1 protein-coding gene is annotated in these 1,323 nt (G+C 53.1%); it reads right to left on the reverse strand.

The annotated features are described in order from the left end of the window. A partial coding sequence (locus ACTXGO_RS13915; protein WP_443574936.1) for an AIR synthase-related protein occupies positions 1 to 1,323 on the reverse strand: 1,323 nt, incomplete at both ends.

A 1,323-nucleotide genomic window follows, 5' to 3' on the forward strand; every position in this document is an offset into this window, starting at 1 on the left:
TTCGCTGACATAGTGATATCAGATAGCTGAGCGATACGCGCGCCTGCGATATTAGTAATGGCTTCACCAACGGCTAACCGCGCTGAGGCTTTGGGATCAATGAGTGCAACGGGCGTACGCTCGCCAATACTCATCGCCTCCCCTGTCATGACTTGACCATCAAGCGCGATGAGGCCCGATGCCGTCACTGCGCAATCGGCGACGGGTACTTGATAGCGACCAACATACTGATCGCGCACCACCATACCTGTGATTGAGCGATCACCAATGCTAATCAAAAATGACTTGCTGGCGACAGTCGGATGACGCAGCACGTCTTTAATAGACTGCGCCAAATCAAAGTCATTAAGCTCAAGCGGTGGCAACTGGTTTGCTTGCACCTCAAAACTGCGCTGCATCTTTGGTGTGCCACCAAGCAGAACTTGCATCGGCATATCGACCGGCTGATCATCGAGCAATTCATCACTGACTGCTAGCTGACGCACTCTAGTCGCCGTGCCTAATATCGCATACGGACAGCGTTCGCGTGTGCATATCGCGTCAAACTGCGCTTTACTCTCTGGGCGAATCGCCAGCACATAACGCTCTTGCGCCTCATTTGACCAAATCGCCATTGGCGACATGCCAGCTTCTAATGATGGAATATGACGTAGATTGAGCACTGCGCCCATGTTGTGATCATTAACCAGCTCTGGCATGGCATTGGATAGCCCACCTGCGCCGACATCGTGTAAGGAGACGATTGGGTTGCCATCCTGACTATTATTGCTTACATCAACGTCGTTACCAGCGAGGGCCCAGCAGCGATCGATGACTTCTTGACAGCGGCGTTCCATCTCGGCGTTATCACGCTGCACGGAGGCAAAGTCTAAGCCTTCGTCAAGTGCGCCACTATCAACTGATGATGCCGCACCGCCACCGAGACCGATTTGCATCGCTGGGCCACCGAGGACGATAAGCAAATCCCCTTCGCGGATCGGATTTTTTTCAATGAGGTTGCGTTTGATATTGCCATAACCACCTGCCAGCATGATGGGCTTATGATAGCCGCGCATCTCGCTACCGTCTTTAGCCTCTGACATATCGAGCTGAAAACTACGGAAATAACCGCATAGATTGGGACGACCAAACTCGTTAGAGAAATTCGCTGAGCCCAGTGGTGCTTGTGTCATAATCTCAAGGCTGGTGGCCATACGCTCCGGCGTACCGTAATCCTGCGTGCTCACTTGCCCTGACTGCTCCCACCTCTCGGCAAGCTCTGGAATGTGCAGATGCGAGACATGAAAGCCTGTTAGACCCGCTTTTGGTTTGCCGCCGCGACCC

This window comes from Psychrobacter sp. T6-1, assembly GCF_052258445.1.